We start from the raw sequence: 12,683 nt of genomic DNA, 5'->3' as shown, positions 1-12,683 counted from the left end.
TTTTGTCGTATTTTTTTCGACTTTTTTGCACAAAAAAGCACGCACCTTTCGATGCGTACTTGAACTATTTTATGAATTTCTTAAGTTAATGACATTGCAATTAGCAGTTGGCAGTTAGCAGTTAGCCATTAGTTTTCAGTGCTTTCCATCCGGGAATTAAAAATCCTGCATGGAACCATGAGGCACTAACTACTAACCACTAACCACTGTTCATCCCCCGTATTTCCAAGAAAAGGAGAATACCTTTGTACTGGTTCTACAACATTTGTCTGGTAGCCTACTGGATCCTTCAAATCCCGATCCTCATATACCGGCTCGTTTTTGAAGAAGGATTCTACGACCGTTTGAAACAGAGTGCAGGCATCATGCCTACACCGACCTTGCTCCAGATTGCCGATCACAATGCGATCTGGGTTCATGCGGCTTCCGTTGGGGAAGTGGTGGCAGCCAGCCCTATCGTGAGGGAACTGAAAAAGAAGTATCCCGATGAAATGGTGGTAGTCTCCGTGGTTACTGCCACAGGCCACCGCATGGCACAGCGGATCATCCCGGAAGCGGACGGACACATTTTCTTTCCTTTTGACCTGCCGGTTATTACGGAACGAATCGTGAATATCGTCAATCCGAAGGCGATCATCCTCATCGAAACCGAGCTGTGGCCGAATTTCCTCCGTCTGGCATGGAGGAAGAAAATTCCTGTCATGATGATGAACGGACGAATCAGCGGAAGGTCCATGAAGCGGTATTCCCTGATTAAAAGATTTACCACTCGCATGCTTTACCAGATCCGTAAATTCTGCATGCAGTCCAGAATCGATCAGGAACGTATCATTTCCATGGGCGCCCTGCCGGAAAGGGTAACCATTACAGGAAATACGAAGTACGACCAGACTTATGCGGAAGTTTCAGAAGAAGAAAGAGACAGGCTGCGCAAAGAATTCCGCTTTGACGGGAAGGGTCCCATCATCGTGGCAGGTTCCACCCACGGCGGAGAAGAGGAAATCGTAGTCCGCACTTTCAAAAAAATCCTTGAAAAATATCCGGATGCCAGGCTTCTCCTGGCAGTCCGCGAAATCACCCGCGCACCTACCGTGAAATTCATGATCAAGCATCATGATCTTTCCGTCATCCGCCGTTCCAAAATGGGCAGTGAGGAAGACGATGGAGAAGGAACACAGGTGGTCATCCTGGATACCATTGGTGAGCTGGGCCGTCTTTACAGCCTGGCCGATGTAGTTTTTGTAGGTGGCAGCTTTGTGAAAGTGGGCGGCCACAATATCCTTGAACCGGCAGCTCACGGCAAACCGGTGCTCGTAGGACCCTACATGTTCAATTTCCAGGAAATATTCGAACTTCTTACCAGCCGGGGCGTGTGCATCATGACACCGGATGAAAATGCATTTGAGAAAACTCTTTTTGACCTTCTGGACCATCCGGAAAAAATGGAAAAAATGGGCAGGGCCGCACTGGAAGTGGTCCATGAAAACCAGGGGGCTACGGAAAGAAATATCGACGCTTTTAAAGAACTGGTCAAAGAATATGGAATCAAGCTGAAGGAGCGAGCATGAGTCTTGAAAGTTACGTCACCGGCCTCATGAAGAATCCGCACCCTTCGGGGAAGGACAGGCTGGCGCTTTCCATTCTTGAAAGTCTGGAAGGAATTTACCTCTCCCAGGTGACAAAAAAACAGAAAAACGCATCTTCTCATGCACTGGATGCCGGTATTCCGGTGATCAGCGTGGGAAATATCACTGCCGGCGGCACGGGAAAGACGCCCTGCATCATCCGGCTGGCAGAATTATTGACTGCGGCCGGCCGTCATCCGGCTGTCATCAGCCGCGGGTACCGGAGCGGTCTGGAAAAACAGGGAGGCATCGTTTCTGACGGAAAGGAAATCCTCGTTTCCCAGAAGATGGCGGGCGATGAACCATACATGATGGCCCTGAAACTGCCGAAAGTCCCTATACTGGTCGGAAAGGACAGGATTATTTCCGCAGAACGGGCAAAGCGCCTGGGAGCGGACCTGCTCCTTCTGGATGATGGGTTTCAGTACTGGAAACTGAAAAGAGAGAGGGATATCATCCTTCTCGATGCGACCAATCCTTTTGGTTATGAACATGCCCTGCCGAGAGGTCTCCTCAGGGAACCGCTCTCTGCCCTGAAACGGGCATCGCTCTTCATTATTACAAAGAGCGATCAGGCAGAGCCTTCGAAAATAGAAGAAATAAAGAACCGCCTCACAAAGCTGGCTCCCGGAATCCCGGTGACCACTTCCTGCCACAGTCCGGCGAAAGCAGTCCATTATGATGACTGGAAAGGCCGTATCCATGAAGGGCCTCTTTCGGAAATGAAAGGAAAGAGAGCATACCTCATGAGCGGCATCGGAAATCCGGCTGCCTTTGGCGAAACCGCTAAAGAAGCAGGTTTCATTCCGGTGGGAGAGATGGCCTTTGACGACCACCATGCCTATACGGAGGAAGATATAAGGAAATGCGATTCCGAAGCCGCTTTATCCGGCGCAGACTGCGTTTTGATTACGGAAAAAGATGCAGTAAAAATGATGAAACTTTCAAGTATCCATGAATCAGAGATACCCTTTTACGTACTGGAAATAGAAATGACCTTCCCGGAAGGCCTGGAATTGTTAAAACAACAATGGGAGGACTTATAATGAAAGTAGCCTGTATTATTCCTTCCCGCTATGCCTCTACGAGGCTTCCGGGAAAACCGCTCCGGATGATTGCGGGAGAAACCCTGGTGCACCGTGTCTATGAAAGGGCCATCCGGGCCAAAGTACCGGATATCGTCATCGTAGCCACCGACCATGAAGCTATTGAAAAAGAAGTGAAGTCTTTTGGCGGAAATGTGGTCATGACTTCCGTGAACCACCCCACAGGTACGGACAGGCTGGCAGAAGTGGCGGAAAAATATCCGGAATATGATATCATTGTCAACGTACAGGGCGATGAACCTCTGATTGACCCGGATATCATCGATAATCTGGCGAAAGACCTCCTGGACCATCCGGAACTGGACATGGCTACCGTAGCTACCCCTCTTCATGAAGATGAATACGATGATGCTTCCGCTGTCAAAGTCGTAGTAAGCCGCAGGGGAGAAGCTCTTTATTTCTCAAGATCCCTTATTCCCTACCCGAGACATGATTTCGTGGAACCGCCGCTGAAACACGTGGGCATCTATGCCTATCGGCGTGATTTCCTCCTTTCCTATGCGAAAATGGAACAGACACCGCTGGAAAAGACGGAATCCCTGGAACAGCTCAGGGCACTGGAAATGGGTTACAAAATCGGTGTCATCCGGCTGAATTCGGAAGATATCGGAATCGATACAGAAGCAGATCTGAAAAAAGTCAATGAATATTTCGAAAGGAACCACTTATGAAAACAATCCATGTAGGCAACTTAACCATCGACGGAAGCAAGCTCTTCCTCATCGCCGGCCCCTGTGTCATTGAAGGATATGACAGGACCCTCATGATCGGCCGTGAAATCAAGAAAATCTGCGAGCGTCTGGGTGTACAGTACATTTTTAAAGCTTCCTATGACAAGGCAAACCGTTCTTCTTACAATTCTTTCCGCGGACCGGGACTGGAAAAGGGCCTGGAAATCCTTGCATCCATCAAAAAGGAACTGCAGGTTCCTGTACTTTCCGATGTCCATGACGTGACACAGCTCGCTCCGGCATCCCAGGTGCTGGATATGCTCCAGATTCCGGCATTCCTCTGCCGCCAGACCGATCTCGTATACGGCGCGGCAAAGACGGGTAAACCGGTGAACGTGAAAAAGGGCCAGTTTATGGCACCGGAAGATATGAAAAATGTCATCGGAAAACTGGAAGAAGCAGGCAACCCGAATATCGCCATTACAGAAAGAGGCGCATCCTTCGGTTATCATAATCTTGTGGTGGATATGCGTTCTTTCCCGATTATGCGCCAGTTCGGCTATCCTGTTATTTTCGATGCAACCCACAGCGTCCAGCTTCCGGGAGGCATGGGAAATACCACCGGCGGACAGCGTGAATTCATTCCCTATCTCGCCAGAGCCGCTGCTGCTTCCGGCGTAGACGGATTCTTCATGGAAGTCCATGACAATCCTCCGGAAGGGCTCTCCGATTCCACCAATATGCTCTATCTTTCTTCCCTGGAAGATCTGCTGAAAGACCTCATTGCCATCAACAATGTGGTGAAGAAGGATAAAGAAAAAGGACTGGTTCCGGGGAAATAAGCGGATTTTTGTAAAGCGGACTGAACGATAGAAAGCTGAATAAAAAGTTATCAGTGGTCAGTCCGCAGTTCTTGGAAGACATTCGTGACAGGAAATGGTATGTGAGGGCCGATGAGGAATAGGTAATGGGTAATGGCTATAAGATGAATCACCCTATGCCGGAAGGAACTTTTTTTGAAAAAATGTACATTCGGGTTAATGGTTAATGGTTAATTGCCCCGTCTGCGCAGAGTCCCCATATAAACTCGTGCCGCGAAGCGGCACACCTTCCCGACAGCCCCGACCTTCCCGATAATCCCGACAGCCCCGATTCAAAAGCTGTTCATTATAAAGTTTTCTTTTTGTTTTTCGGGTTGTCTCCGGTGATTCTATCCAAAATCTCACCGAACGACACCAATCTATTGTATAATAAAGAATAATCAAATTTTCCATTTCTTAGAGGAGGCACTATGTCAGTCATTGAAACAGCTTCAAGGGTTCTTCGCGACGAAGCAGATGCAGTGGTTTCACTGGTAGATAAACTGGATGGCCAGTTTGAAGAAGCTGTACGGCTTATCGAAAATGCGAAAGGCCGTGTGGTGCTGACAGGCATGGGCAAATCCGGCCATATCGCCCGCAAGGTGGCTGCCACGATGGCTTCCACCGGCACTCCGGCTTTCTTCCTTCATCCGGCAGAAGGCATTCACGGAGATCTGGGCATGGTGACTGCGGAAGATGTGGTGATTGCTTATTCCAACAGTGGTGAAACCGCTGAAGTATTGAATATTCTTCCTTCCCTCAAGCGAATCGGCGCCAAACTTATCGCAGTCGTAGGGAAGACAAATTCCACTCTTGCAAAAAATGCAGATGCCGTGCTGGATGCCGGAGTGAAGAGAGAAGCGGACAGCCTGGGCCTGGCTCCCACAAGTTCGACAACTGCGGCCCTTGCCTTGGGCGATGCTCTTGCCGTATGCCTTATGGAAAGACATCACTTTACGGCAGATAATTTTGCTATTTTCCATCCGGGCGGATCTCTGGGTAAGAAACTTCTCCTGACGGTGGATATGGTCATGCATAAAGGGGATGAAAATCCTCTGATTTCTGAAAATGCTTCCGTCAAGGATGCACTCTTTGTGATGACGGACAAAGGGCTGGGCGCCGTATCCGTGGTGGATGAGGAAGGAAGACTGAAAGGTCTCATGACAGACGGGGATGTCCGCCGGGGACTGGAAAAAGGCATGGATTTCCTTATCCGTCCGGTCAGGGAAGCCATGACGAAGAATCCTCAGCTGATTTCAAAAGAAAGACTGGCGGCAGAAGCGCTGCACCGCATGGAGCAGCATAAGCCCCATCCCATTACTGTCCTTCCCGTAGTGGAAGAAGGAAAGGCCATCGGTATGCTTCATATCACAGACCTTCTGAAGCAGGGGGTCATGTGATGAAAGCACCAAAAAAGATTAAACTCATCGCTTTTGATGTAGACGGAACCCTGACAGACGGTAACCTGGTCATGGGACCGGAGGGAGAAGCTTATAAACTTTTCAATGCCCATGATGGCCTTGGCCTTGCGCTGGCCCACCGCATGGGCTACAAGACCGGATTCATCACCGGCAGGCGTTCCATCCTGGTAGAAAACCGGGCGAAAGAATTATCCTGCGATTTCGTCCTTATGGGCATCAGCGACAAAGTATCCGCCCTCGCAGAACTTCTTGACCGGTATGGTCTCTCCTGGGATGAGGCGGCCTACATGGGGGACGACCTGAACGACCTTCCCCTTTTTGAAAAAGTCGGTTATTCCGGCTGTCCCGCTGACGGGATGAATGAAAATAAAAAAGAAGCCGCTTTTATTTCCACCTGCAGCGGCGGGCATGGAGCGGCCAGAGAATTTATAGAGACTATCATCAAATCCCAGCATCGCTGGAAAGAAGCGGTATCTTCCTACTATAAAAAAGTGGAAGTCCGCCAGTAACAGATGATTGAATCATTTCCGAAAGAAGAGAAGCCATGTTATTCAGTGTAAGATACGGGTTCCTGAAAGGACTGAGCAGCCTGATCTGTTCCATGTCCTACGACAGGATCCTGTCTATAGGGCGATTCCTTGGGCCCTTCATCATGAACCGCATAGCAAAGCAGAAAAACCGGGGGATCGAACAGATCATGTTCGGCCTTAAGGTTTCGCGCCCGGAAGCAGAGGAGCTGCTGCAGAAGGTATACCGGAATATCGGTATGTCTGCCATGGAAATGATGTACATGCCAAGGCTTTGTAAAGAAAAAAATCATATTGACGATTATGTAAAAATAGACCATCCCGAATACCTGGAAGCTGCTTATGCAGAGAAGAAGGGTATCGTAGGGCTTACCGCCCATATGGGCAACTGGGAATGGCTTGGCGCAGGCCTTGCCCTTCACGGCTATGATACAAGCGCTATCGGGAAGAAGCAGTCCGATGACGTATTGATGAAGATGATTAATGAATACCGGGCCATGGCGGGACAGCATATTTTCCTCACCGGCACCGGCGGTTATGAAATGATTGCCGCTGCCCGGTCCATGAAGAAAAATCATATCCTGGGATTCCTTTCCGATAAGGATGGAGATAAAGCGGGCGTACCCGTCCTGTTCCTGAACCGGGTTTTCTCCTTTCCCCAGGGGCCGGCCGTATTTGCAAGGAAATTCAAAGCTCCCATCGTTCCTATCTTTGTGGTGAGAAATGAAGATGGAAAAGGCCATACCATCTGCGTGGGAAAACATTTCTACTATGAAGAAACGGGAGATAAAGAACGGGACCTTCTCGTGAACTCCCAGAAAATGGCCACCATCCTTGAAGAATTCATCAAAGCCCATCCGGCCGACTGGCTCTGGTTCCAGCATCTTTTCTGGACAAGGCCGGGTAAAATAAAAATGTACAATGCTCTTCCTGAAGAAGAAAAAGAAAAATTCAAGGCGGGCATGACGGAAGACTGGAACGAGACAAAAGGAGGAAAGGCATGAAAAACAGGAAAACCCTGATCATCGTAGTGGTGATTCTGCTCATTGCGCTGGGCATCTATTTCCTCTTTAAAGATGACAATAAAGCCATGAACCAGAGCGCCAGCTCCTCGGCAGCCATGTCTTTTAAAAATATAGACATGAAGGAAACAAAGGACGGGCAGCTTGTTTACCGTTTCAAGGCCAAAAACGTTGAGATGAGCGCAGATAAAAATCTGGTGCTCCTGACTGGTGTGGAAGGCTCCTACTTTAAAGACGGTGATGAACTTCATCTGGTGGGAGACCGCGGAAAGATTGACCGCAAGACAAAAACCGTTTATATTGAAGGAAACGTTCACGGTACCAATAAGGCAGGGGAAGAACTCTATGCCGAAAACCTGACTTATGATGGAAATAAGGAAATACTTTCCACAGATAAATTCTTTACTGCGACCAAAGATAATAAAGTCCTGACCGGCGATTCTTTTACGGCAGACCGGATCATCCGGGTCATTACAGCAAAGGGCCACGCGAAGCTGGCAGACAAGGAGGATACAAAGTGAAACCATTATATACAGTACTGGCAGCAGTGGCCATTTCCGCCTGCGCCATGGGGACGGCCCTGGCCGATGATATTACCGCCGATGTCCTCACCTATGACGGTAAGACAAAGACTGTCACCGCAAAAGGCAATGTAGTCATTCATGCCAATCAGGGAGCCACCATTACCGCAAAGAACGGGCAGTATCATTTCGAAGACAGGAGCGCTTTCCTTGATGGAGGAGTACATTACGTGAAGGATTCCTCCACGCTGGATGCGCAGAAATTGTTCCTCTATAAAGATAAGACCACCCGGGGCGTGGGAAATGTATATTTCAATGATTCTGTAGAAAAACGTGTCTTAAAAGGAGACGATGTCATTTACAATCCGGATACAGGATTTGGAAAAATCGAAGGAAACGGATACCTCAAGTCACCGGATGGCATTGTACAGGCTCCTCATATTGAAGGAAATATGAAGCAGGTCAAAATCGTTGCCACCGGAGGGGTCAACCTTTCCAGCGAACTCCATGAAGCCACCGGTTATGGAGACCGTGCCATATATACAAGGACCGGACGGGAAGGAACCGACGGGAAACTGGTCCTCACAGGCAATGCCTGGGTGAATCAGAAAGGAAATACATTCAACGGACCGGAACTGGTGCTCCGGGATGCTGATAAAGTGGTAGAAACTACCGGACGAAGCACCATCGTTATCGTCAATACAGGCGCTGCTGATGACAATGGAGAAAAAGATTCTTCCCCGGGCAGCGGCAAATCTGAACCGAAAGGACCGGTCACCGAAGCCACACCCATTGAAGGCCGGCCGGATATCCCGGAAAATCCCTTAGAAACGAAGGAACCTAAATGAAGATAGAAACCCATAACCTCGTCAAACGCTATGGTGAAAGAACTGTAGTGGACCATGTGAACGTGGAAGTGGAGCAGGGATCCATCGTAGGCCTCCTCGGGCCGAACGGGGCCGGTAAAACCACCACCTTCTACATGATTGTAGGCATTATTACCCCGGAAGAAGGGGATGTCACAGTAGACGGGACATCCCTCGTGGGCCTGCCTATTTACAAAAGACATCAGTTCGGCATCGGTTATCTTCCCCAGGAAGCCTCTGTATTCCGCGGCCTTTCCGTGTGGGACAACCTCATGTCCCTTCTGGAGACAAGAAAAGAACTAACTTCCGGGCAGCGGAAAGAAAAAGCAGAAGCCCTGCTGGAAGAATTCCATATCACCCATGTAAGAAATACTCTGGGCAGCGCTCTTTCCGGCGGCGAACGGCGCCGGGTGGAAATCGCCCGGTCCCTCACTATGGACCCTGCATTCATCCTTCTCGATGAGCCTTTTGCAGGAGTCGATCCCCTGGCGGTGGAAGATATCCAGAGTGTAGTGCTCCACCTCAAAACGAGGGGTATCGGCATATTGATTACAGACCATAATGTACGCGAGACACTCCGTATCGTTGACAATGCGTACATCCTGTCCGAGGGGAAAATCCTTCTCCAGGGCAGAGCCGAAGATATTGCCGTAGACCCGAGAGCGAAAAAATTCTACCTGGGGGAAAATTTCAGACTATGATTATAGATACACAAAAAGGAGGGGAATTCTATGCGGCTGCTTGATAAATACATACTGAATGAATTTCTTGCTCCTTTCCTCTTCGGAGTGGCTGCTTTTACAGCCATTTTCCTTGGCGCTGATACGCTCCTGAAAATCGCAAGCTATGTGACCAAGTACGGGGCATCTTCCACCTCTGCGCTGAAAATTTTCATTCTGGCCCTGCCGAGAATCGTCGTCTATACGTTCCCTATGGCTGTGCTTCTCGGGGCACTCATGTGCTTTGCCAAACTTTCCGGTGCCAGTGAACTCATCGTCATGCGTTCCTCCGGGCAGAGCTTCCTTCGCCTCGCTGCGCCGGTCTTCCTTATTTCCCTCATTATCAGCCTCTGTGCCGTGGCCTTCAATGAATATGTAGTGCCCTGGACGAACAGGGAGTATGATTACGTGCTCAATACGGAAATCAAGAAGAACCTGAATCCCGGAGTGACAGACCATGTGGTGGTACGGGACGTGCAGAAAGGAAAGATTGCCCATCTCCTTTACGCCCGCCGCTACAACCCGAAGACGAAAGAACTGGAAAATATAACAGTCCAGGAATTTGAAAATGAAGAAGTGACCCGCGTGGAAAATGCGCCGAAAGCCGTCTGGCGAAACGGCGTATGGATCATGGAAGACGGAGTCATTTATGATCTGACCGGGGATGGAGTGGACCGCATGATGCACTTCGAACATCAGGAAATCCCCTATGCCCAGTCTCCTGAAGTAATTCCAAAAGAAAAGAAGAATTACGACGAAATGACCATTCGCGAACTTCTCCTGGCCAAACAGGCCTATCGCGCAGCTCATGCGGATACTACGCCTCTGGTCATGGAAATTCACCGCCGTTTCTCGCTGCCCATGGCCTCCTTCGTCTTTGCCATTGTCGGGGCGCCTCTGGGCGTACAGAAGCAGCGCTCCTCCTCTTCCATCGGTTTCGGAATTTCCGTTGTCATCATTTTCGTATACTATGCCATCATGACTTTCCTCGAAGCTCTGGGCAAAGGACACGTCATGCCGGCCGTGATGGCGGTGTGGCTGCCCAATATCATCGCCCTCTTCTGCGGCTGCTGGCTCATCAGAAGAGTGGATAAGTAAGTACAGACCGGGTGAGTCTCCTTTGGGGGACTCACTTTTTATTTGGCAGATTTTTCGGAAAAACTTTTTTCGCCTCACAGGCCTCTTTTATGAAAATGACCTCAGGGTCAGGACAATTCCCGTAATCCGTCCCCCTGCATGGGAAGGCGGAAATCTCTGCCTTTCTATTACCCGCCAAAAAGGGTATAATTAAATATATGTTAATAAACGAAAGGAGAGCATTCATGTTCATAGGGGCTGCCATGTTTCTCGTCCTCATCATTATGGGTGGGGCTATCGCTTTTCTGGGAGACCGTATCGGTTCGAAAGTCGGCAAGAAAAGGCTGACTCTTTTTGGACTGCGTCCGAAATATACATCGGTCATCGTCACCATTATTTCCGGTATCCTTATTTCATTTACTACCATTGCCGTACTGGCAGTAGTCAATGAAAATGTGCGGGTGGCTCTCTTCGGCCTGTCCCAGCTGCAGGCGGAAATGGACAGCCTGAACCAGGAAATCAAGGTGAAAAACAGGGAACTGGAAAAAGGAAAGATGCAGCTGGAAGCAAGAAATAAAGAATATGAAGATGTAACGAAAAAATCCGAAGAAACTTCCAAAGAACTGGACCGTGTGGAAAGCCAGAGGCTCTACATGGAAAGTGAGCTCGCCTCTGTGCAGCAGGCCTATGACGAAGCACAGGCAGGGGTGGAGAAGTCGGCTGAAGAAATCGAAGCACTGGAACAGACGAAAAACGAACTGAATAAAAATATTTCCAACCTCAATGAAGAAAAGAAAGCGCTCCTGAATAATATTTATGCCCTCAGAGAAGGACAGGTCATGCTTCAGGCGGGCCAGCTCATTACATCGGTTACGGTGGATGAACACATGAGCCGCGACCAGTCGGTCAAAGTACTGGACAGCGTACTCAATGATATCAATAATATGCTCAAGCAGCAGATGAATATTAAAGAAGATAATGTAAACCTGATCCGGATCAGTGAGGCTGACTTCAATGATGCAGTCAACCAGGTCACTGATGGGAAGACGAAGAAACTGGTCCGCGTAGTAGCTGCCCAGAACCTCATCCGCGGCGAAAGACTGGTCATCGACTTTGATATCCATGACAGCCGGCTTATCTTCAGCAAAGGCGAGACCATTTATAAAGGAAATCTTGATAACTACCAGGGAATAAAGAACTATGATCTTAAGGTCCTCCGATTCCTGAAAGACCTCAACCGGTACGCTCAGTCCAAAGGGGTGCTTCCGGATCCGATTACCGGCAATGTGGGAGTCCTGGAAGGACAGGAACTGATGAATGTCATCCAGAAAGTGAAGAACTTTGGAGGAAATTGTATCCTTACCGTCACTGTCGTAAGGGACGTATACTCCCAGGGACCTCTTGCCATCGACGTGAAAGTAGAAAGAAAGGACGACCGGCCATGATCATCGCCGCAGATCCCGGGAAAGACAAGACCGGCGTGGCTTTCGTGGAAGAAGAAGGATCACTGGTATGGAAAAAAGTGGTCCCCACCACCCGGTTTGAAGAGGAAATCACGCCGCTTCTTGAGAAATATAAGCCGGGGGCTTTCATCATGGGCAATGGCACCCGGCATGAAATCATGAAGAAACGGGCGGAAACACTCCTGAAAAAACTGGAAATAGATATTCCTGTCATCCTGGTGAATGAAAAATATACCACTGAAATGGGGGAAAAGTGGTACTGGAAGGACCATCCGGCAAAGGGATTTGCCAGACTCATTCCGAAAGGCATGCGCTCCGTACCGGTCCCCATTGACGACTATGTGGCCTGGATCATCGGCTGCATCTACCTGGGAAAAGTGAAGGCAGAAGACGTGGGGCACAAGAAAGTGTGAGAAACTATTTTTAGAAAAGGAAGCTATATAATCATTAACTTTTGAATCGGGGATATCTGGAGAATCGGGGATGTCGGGGTGATCGGGAAGGTGGCGGCCCTGAGGGGCCGCGAGTTTATATGGGGACTCTGCACAGGCGAAGCATTAACCATTAACCCCAGTGTAAAGTTCTTTCAAATACAGTTTCTTTTCGTAGGAAAGCTTGCGGACGATTACCCATTAACCTCAATGCACACTTTCCCTGAAGACAGTTTCCATCCGGAAGAAAGTTTGCAGCCCATTAACTATTAACCTCAATGTCATTAACTTAAGAAATTCATAAAATAGTTCAAGTACGCATCGAAAGGTGCGTGCTTTTTTGTGCAAAAAAGTCGAAAAAAATACGACAAAAT

At 48.9% G+C, this 12,683-nt stretch carries 13 protein-coding genes; all 13 read left to right on the top strand.

Annotated elements, in window-relative coordinates; translation table 11 throughout:
* Positions 1-245: 245 nt before the first annotated feature.
* Positions 246-1,568: a 3-deoxy-D-manno-octulosonic acid transferase gene (locus QZN42_RS08895; protein ID WP_296956735.1), complete on the top strand. Its 1,323-nt coding sequence runs from the start codon at positions 246-248 to the stop codon at positions 1,566-1,568.
* Complete coding sequence (gene lpxK / locus QZN42_RS08890; protein WP_296956732.1) at positions 1,565-2,671, top strand: tetraacyldisaccharide 4'-kinase; 1,107 nt, start codon at positions 1,565-1,567, stop codon at positions 2,669-2,671. Before QZN42_RS08895 ends, lpxK begins: the two co-directional genes overlap by 4 nt.
* The gene (gene kdsB / locus QZN42_RS08885; protein WP_296956730.1) at positions 2,671-3,402 is read left to right on the top strand and encodes a 3-deoxy-manno-octulosonate cytidylyltransferase; all 732 of its coding nucleotides are present in this window, start codon (positions 2,671-2,673) and stop codon (positions 3,400-3,402) included. The genes lpxK and kdsB overlap by 1 nt, the downstream gene beginning before the upstream one ends.
* Positions 3,399-4,244, top strand: a complete 846-nt coding sequence (kdsA, locus tag QZN42_RS08880; protein WP_296956726.1) for a 3-deoxy-8-phosphooctulonate synthase — start codon at positions 3,399-3,401, stop codon at positions 4,242-4,244. Before kdsB ends, kdsA begins: the two co-directional genes overlap by 4 nt.
* A gap of 449 nt (positions 4,245-4,693) precedes the next feature.
* Positions 4,694-5,662: an SIS domain-containing protein gene (locus QZN42_RS08875; RefSeq protein WP_296956724.1), complete on the top strand. Its 969-nt coding sequence runs from the start codon at positions 4,694-4,696 to the stop codon at positions 5,660-5,662.
* The gene (locus QZN42_RS08870) at positions 5,662-6,192 is read left to right on the top strand and encodes an HAD family hydrolase (protein ID WP_296956721.1); all 531 of its coding nucleotides are present in this window, start codon (positions 5,662-5,664) and stop codon (positions 6,190-6,192) included. Before QZN42_RS08875 ends, QZN42_RS08870 begins: the two co-directional genes overlap by 1 nt.
* Positions 6,193-6,227: 35 nt before the next feature.
* Positions 6,228-7,214: a lysophospholipid acyltransferase family protein gene (locus QZN42_RS08865; RefSeq protein ID WP_296956720.1), complete on the top strand. Its 987-nt coding sequence runs from the start codon at positions 6,228-6,230 to the stop codon at positions 7,212-7,214.
* The gene (lptC, locus tag QZN42_RS08860; protein ID WP_296956717.1) at positions 7,211-7,753 is read left to right on the top strand and encodes an LPS export ABC transporter periplasmic protein LptC; all 543 of its coding nucleotides are present in this window, start codon (positions 7,211-7,213) and stop codon (positions 7,751-7,753) included. The genes QZN42_RS08865 and lptC overlap by 4 nt, the downstream gene beginning before the upstream one ends.
* On the top strand, positions 7,750-8,601 hold the full coding sequence (locus QZN42_RS08855) for an LptA/OstA family protein (protein WP_296956715.1): 852 nt from the start codon (positions 7,750-7,752) through the stop codon (positions 8,599-8,601). Before lptC ends, QZN42_RS08855 begins: the two co-directional genes overlap by 4 nt.
* A complete protein-coding gene (lptB, locus tag QZN42_RS08850; RefSeq protein WP_296956712.1) occupies positions 8,598-9,320 on the top strand; it encodes an LPS export ABC transporter ATP-binding protein in 723 nt (240 codons plus the stop codon). Before QZN42_RS08855 ends, lptB begins: the two co-directional genes overlap by 4 nt.
* 30 nt (positions 9,321-9,350) lie before the next feature.
* Positions 9,351-10,436 (top strand): LptF/LptG family permease, encoded by a 1,086-nt coding sequence (locus QZN42_RS08845; RefSeq protein WP_296956709.1) that lies wholly within the window; start codon positions 9,351-9,353, stop codon positions 10,434-10,436.
* A 224-nt stretch (positions 10,437-10,660) separates the two neighbouring features.
* Entirely contained in the window at positions 10,661-11,860 is a 1,200-nt protein-coding gene (locus tag QZN42_RS08840) for a DUF3084 domain-containing protein (protein WP_296956706.1), read from the top strand.
* Entirely contained in the window at positions 11,857-12,291 is a 435-nt protein-coding gene (locus QZN42_RS08835; protein ID WP_296956703.1) for a ribonuclease H, read from the top strand. The genes QZN42_RS08840 and QZN42_RS08835 overlap by 4 nt, the downstream gene beginning before the upstream one ends.
* Positions 12,292-12,683 lie beyond the last annotated feature (392 nt).

Source organism: uncultured Dialister sp. (genome assembly GCA_900314595.1).
Lineage (GTDB): Bacteria > Bacillota > Negativicutes > Veillonellales > Dialisteraceae > Dialister.
Note: the sequence above shows the minus strand (reverse complement) of the source record. Positions and strands in the feature narration are given on the sequence as shown.

Excerpts from the sequence above, each read along its gene's own strand:
- QZN42_RS08865 (WP_296956720.1), top strand. The coding sequence starts at position 6,228 with ATGTTATTCAGTGTAAGATACGGGTTCCTGAAAGGACTGAGCAGCCTG.
- lptB (WP_296956712.1), top strand. The coding sequence starts at position 8,598 with ATGAAGATAGAAACCCATAACCTCGTCAAACGCTATGGTGAAAGAACT.
- kdsB (WP_296956730.1), top strand. The coding sequence starts at position 2,671 with ATGAAAGTAGCCTGTATTATTCCTTCCCGCTATGCCTCTACGAGGCTT.
- lptC (WP_296956717.1), top strand. The coding sequence starts at position 7,211 with ATGAAAAACAGGAAAACCCTGATCATCGTAGTGGTGATTCTGCTCATT.
- QZN42_RS08875 (WP_296956724.1), top strand. The coding sequence starts at position 4,694 with ATGTCAGTCATTGAAACAGCTTCAAGGGTTCTTCGCGACGAAGCAGAT.
- QZN42_RS08845 (WP_296956709.1), top strand. The coding sequence starts at position 9,351 with ATGCGGCTGCTTGATAAATACATACTGAATGAATTTCTTGCTCCTTTC.
- lpxK (WP_296956732.1), top strand. The coding sequence starts at position 1,565 with ATGAGTCTTGAAAGTTACGTCACCGGCCTCATGAAGAATCCGCACCCT.
- QZN42_RS08840 (WP_296956706.1), top strand. The coding sequence starts at position 10,661 with ATGTTCATAGGGGCTGCCATGTTTCTCGTCCTCATCATTATGGGTGGG.
- kdsA (WP_296956726.1), top strand. The coding sequence starts at position 3,399 with ATGAAAACAATCCATGTAGGCAACTTAACCATCGACGGAAGCAAGCTC.
- QZN42_RS08835 (WP_296956703.1), top strand. The coding sequence starts at position 11,857 with ATGATCATCGCCGCAGATCCCGGGAAAGACAAGACCGGCGTGGCTTTC.
- QZN42_RS08870 (WP_296956721.1), top strand. The coding sequence starts at position 5,662 with ATGAAAGCACCAAAAAAGATTAAACTCATCGCTTTTGATGTAGACGGA.